This is a genomic window from Streptomyces tailanensis, assembly GCF_008386495.1.
Taxonomy (GTDB): domain Bacteria; phylum Actinomycetota; class Actinomycetes; order Streptomycetales; family Streptomycetaceae; genus Streptomyces; species Streptomyces tailanensis.
In genome coordinates, this window is the sequence record NZ_VTHJ01000135.1 from 1 (window position 1) to 1,503 (window position 1,503).

At 71.5% G+C, this 1,503-nt stretch carries 2 protein-coding genes and 1 pseudogene; all 3 read left to right on the forward strand.

Going from position 1 to position 1,503, the window contains the following annotated elements:
* A partial coding sequence (locus F3T56_RS45030) for an NAD(P)/FAD-dependent oxidoreductase (protein ID WP_172639485.1) occupies positions 1-646 on the forward strand: 646 nt, incomplete at its 5' end.
* The gene (gene gcvH / locus F3T56_RS45035) at positions 643-1,080 is read left to right on the forward strand and encodes a glycine cleavage system protein GcvH (RefSeq protein ID WP_149831248.1); all 438 of its coding nucleotides are present in this window, start codon (positions 643-645) and stop codon (positions 1,078-1,080) included. The genes F3T56_RS45030 and gcvH, both read left to right, overlap by 4 nt.
* Positions 1,077-1,503 (forward strand): annotated as a pseudogene (locus tag F3T56_RS49125) (serine hydroxymethyltransferase); the annotation flags it as partial. The gene gcvH and the pseudogene F3T56_RS49125, both read left to right, overlap by 4 nt.

A 1,503-nucleotide genomic window follows, 5' to 3' on the forward strand; every position in this document is an offset into this window, starting at 1 on the left:
GGAGCGCCAACTCGGGCGTGAGATGGGGCTGGTGGTCTCCTCGCTCCACAGCGATCACGGCGTTCAGCTGCTGTGCGGAACCGGCGTGGCGGAACTGATCGGCGAGAGTCGGGTCACCGGCGTACGGCTCGCCGACGGGCGGGTGCTGCCCGCCGACATCGTCGTGGCCGGCGTGGGCGTGCGGCCCAACACCGACTGGCTCGCCGGCTCCGGCGTGCAGGTGGACGACGGAGTGGTGTGCGACTCCGGCTGCTCGACCGGTGTCCCGGGCGTGGTCGCCGTCGGTGACGTCGCCCGCTGCCCCCACCCGTTCACCGGACGGCACGCCCGCATCGAGCACTGGAGCAACGCCACCGAACAGGCGAAGACCGCCGCCCGCACACTCCTGACCGGTGTCTCGGCCCCCGCCCCGCACACCCCGCCGTACTTCTGGTCCGACCAGTACCAGGCCCGCATCCAGGTCGCCGGATACGTCGCCCCCGGCGCCGAGCCCGAGATCGTCGAAGGCGACGTCGACAGCCGCGCCTTCACGGCCGTCTACCGGCGCGAGGGCACCCCCGTCGCCGTCCTCTCCCTCAACCAGCCGAAGTTCTTCAACCGGCTCCGCCGCACCCTCGTCCCCGCCGCCGCAGCCGTCGTGTCATGAACCCCGGGCGTCAACTCTCCCTGGAATCCGCAGAAGAGACCGCCACGAGCATTCCGCGGCACCTGCGGTACACCTGGGACCACGAGTGGCTCGTCGTGGACGAGGGCAACGCCACCGTCGGCATCACCGCGTTCGCGGCGCAGGCCCTCGGTGACGTGGTCGACCTCCGGCTGCCCGCGGTCGGTTCCTGGGTCGAGGCGGGGGAGAGCTGCGGACAGATCCAGTCACGGACCGCCGTCAGCGGCCTGTACGCCCCCGCCTCGGGCCGGGTCCTGGAAGTCAACCCCGTGCTGGCCGACGACCCCGGCGTCGTCAACGCCGCCCCCTACACCGGCGGCTGGCTGTTCCGGCTGCGGGTCGAGAACATCGCCGGCGTGCTGACCCCCGATGCCTACGCCGCCCACTGTGCCCACACGCAAGGAGACCGCCGATGACCCTGTTCGACCAGCCCCTGCACGAGCTCGACCCCGAGGTCGCCGCCGCGGTCGACGCGGAGCTGGGGCGCCAGCAGTCCACCCTGGAGATGATCGCCTCGGAGAACTTCGCGCCGGTCGCCGTGCTGCAGGCGCAGGGTTCGGTCCTGACCAACAAGTACGCCGAGGGCTACCCCGGCCGCCGCTACTACGGCGGCTGCGAGCACGTCGACATCGCCGAGCAGATCGCCATCGACCGGGTCAAGGATCTGTTCGGCGCCGAGTACGCCAACGTCCAGCCCCACTCGGGCGCCTCCGCCAACCAGGCGGCGCTCTTCGCGCTGGCCCAGCCCGGCGACACGATCCTCGGCCTGGACCTGGCGCACGGCGGCCACCTCACCCACGGCATGAAGATCAATTTCTCGGGCAAACAGTTCCACGTGG